Origin of the sequence: Sphingomonas sp. NPDC019816 (genome assembly GCF_050274375.1) — a bacterium.
Taxonomy (GTDB): domain Bacteria; phylum Pseudomonadota; class Alphaproteobacteria; order Sphingomonadales; family Sphingomonadaceae; genus Sphingomonas.
Genome location: NZ_JBNNOB010000264.1, coordinates 1 through 1641, shown reverse-complemented (window position 1 = coordinate 1641; position 1641 = coordinate 1). Strand labels below are relative to the sequence as shown.

The 1641-nt window shown below is 67.3% G+C and carries 4 protein-coding genes; all 4 read right to left on the bottom strand.

Features of this window, described 5'->3' with window-relative positions; genetic code table 11:
* Positions 1 to 75 (bottom strand): translation initiation factor IF-2 associated domain-containing protein (locus ACQKJZ_RS19285; protein WP_427733311.1); only part of this gene is annotated, 75 nt, incomplete at its 3' end.
* Between the two features lie 32 nt (positions 76 to 107).
* The gene (locus ACQKJZ_RS19280) at positions 108 to 911 is read right to left on the bottom strand and encodes a DUF448 domain-containing protein (protein ID WP_427733309.1); all 804 of its coding nucleotides are present in this window, start codon (positions 909 to 911) and stop codon (positions 108 to 110) included.
* Positions 892 to 1128 carry a tautomerase family protein gene (locus ACQKJZ_RS19275; protein ID WP_427733307.1) on the bottom strand — a complete coding sequence of 79 codons (237 nt, stop codon included), beginning with the start codon at positions 1126 to 1128 and terminating at the stop codon, positions 892 to 894. The genes ACQKJZ_RS19280 and ACQKJZ_RS19275 overlap by 20 nt, the downstream gene beginning before the upstream one ends.
* On the bottom strand, positions 1128 to 1641 hold a 514-nt coding region (locus ACQKJZ_RS19270), incomplete at its 5' end, for a helix-hairpin-helix domain-containing protein (protein ID WP_427733305.1). The genes ACQKJZ_RS19270 and ACQKJZ_RS19275, both read right to left, overlap by 1 nt.

Below are 1641 nucleotides of genomic sequence, written 5' to 3'. Positions count from 1 at the left end.
GGACCGGCCGTGGCTGAAGCTCTGCTTCACCTTGCCGGTCTCGACCGTGCGCTTCAGCCCCAAAGGCTGGCGCATCCCGAGTTTCGGCTTGTCGTTGTCGGTCTCGCTCACTCAAAATCCTCGTGTACGGTCACGGCCGTTCGGTCACCGGTAATGTCGGACGCCGATGCGCCTTGCGAGGCCGTTTCGCAAGGCGTTGCCACAGGGTCGGGTCCGATAAAATGCAGCCAGCGGTCGAGCGCTTCGCTCACCCGCTTTGCCGCGTTACGATCTGTCAGGCCGATGTGTACCACATTTTCGCGGCCCAACGCCAATGACAATATGGGGCGTGTGGCGGGCAGTGCCAACCCCTTGAGATCGGAACCTTCACGCCCCGATCCCACGCGCCACGCCTGCGCCAGCTTGCGGCACCCATCCTCGCCCGCATCGGACGCGTGATAGAGCGCATGCAATTGCCCCGAGCGCGCCGCCGTCGCGATCTTGTCCGATCCGGTCAGCAGCATGCCCGAGCGCGACTCGAGTCCCAGCCGGTCGAGCGCATTGCGCTCCAACGCGGTGGCGATCAGATCGGGCAGGTCGGCGGGGATGCTGAACTCGCCCGTCTTGAACGCGCGCGCCAGTGCCCCCTTCAACTTGCCCTTGGCGATGGCCGCCTCAAGCTCGGTGCGGGTCACACCGATCCAGCCGCCCCGCCCCGGTGCTTTCGCACGGACATCGGGCAGCACCCGCCCATCGGGCGCGAGCGCCAAACGGATCAGGTGCGGGCGCGCGTCATGCTCGCCCGACAGGATGCAGCGGCGGACCGGCCCGTCGATCGAGTCGCGGGCCGCCTTCGCGGACTCTCTGGGACTCCGGCCTTTCTTGACCGGAGCGTTGGTTACGCCACCGCGCTCATTGTCCCGGTTCCGCATGCGCGTCTCCCCGGGGTTGAGTGGCAGGCGCATCACGGTCGGCGATCAGCTGACCGCCCGCCCCGTAGTTTTCGGTCGAAACCTCCTCGATCACGATCTGGACGGCGGCCGGGTTCTTGCCCAGCCGCTCCACCAGCGAACGAGTCACGTCGGCGACGATCTCGGCCTTTTGCTGCTTGGAGGCGGTGCCCGCCAGACGGATCGAAACGAACGGCATCAGGCTTCGTCGCCCTCCACGTCCGACTCGCCAGCGTCGGCGGCGGGCTCTTCCTCATCGGTGAACCAGTGCGCGCGGGCGGCCATGATGATCTCGTTGCCCTGCTCATCGCTCAGGCCATATTCGGCCAGGATGCCGCCCTTGGGGGCAGGACGCGGGGCATCGTCGCCACGACGACGCGGCTCGGCGCGCTTCTTCTCGACCAGCTCATCGGTCGCCAGATCGGCGAGATCGTCGAGCGTCTTGATGCCCGCCTTGCCCAGCGTGACCAGCATCGCCTCGGTCAGATAGGGCATCTCGGCCAGCGCATCGTCGACGCCCAGGCCACGGCGTTCATCACGCGCAGCCTGTTCACGGCGGTCCAGCGCTTCCTGCGCACGGCTCTGCAGCTCCTGCGCGAGGTCTTCGTCGAAGCCCTCGATCGCGGCCAGCTCGTCGAGCTCGACATAGGCGACCTCTTCCAGCGCGCCGAAGCCTTCGGCGACCAGCAGCTGGGCCAGCGTCTCGTCGACG

Bases quoted from the DNA above. Each gene is read 5' to 3' on its own strand.
- ACQKJZ_RS19280 (WP_427733309.1), bottom strand. From the start codon at position 911: ATGCGGAACCGGGACAATGAGCGCGGTGGCGTAACCAACGCTCCGGTC.
- ACQKJZ_RS19275 (WP_427733307.1), bottom strand. From the start codon at position 1,128: ATGCCGTTCGTTTCGATCCGTCTGGCGGGCACCGCCTCCAAGCAGCAA.